General features: G+C 73.6%; 1 pseudogene. It reads right to left on the reverse strand.

Annotated features, from left to right (window positions below):
• Nucleotides 1–192: pseudogene (locus AB2B41_RS23715) on the reverse strand (hypothetical protein); the annotation flags it as partial.
• Between the last annotated feature and the right edge of the window lie 50 nt (nt 193–242).

The following is a 242-nucleotide window of genomic DNA, read 5'->3' on the forward strand; positions in this document are numbered from 1 at the left end:
CCCGGGCGCCACCTGGCCGGTCGGGCCGCCCGCCATTTCCGCGGGCGCCCCCCGGGACCCGACTAACATTTCGTCTCCCTCCGCGAGCTTCGGCTGGTCCTCCTCCCCGGGCCGCACCCCCGCGAGCAGCTCCGGGTGCGCCCGCGCCTCGACGAACAAACCCACGCCCCCCCGCATCAACTGCAGCAGCACCTCCGCCGTCCTCGCCACCACGACCATCCGCGATGACGACAGGTGCTTCA

This window comes from Sulfitobacter sediminis (assembly GCF_040811725.1).
Taxonomy (GTDB): domain Bacteria; phylum Pseudomonadota; class Alphaproteobacteria; order Rhodobacterales; family Rhodobacteraceae; genus Sulfitobacter; species Sulfitobacter sediminis.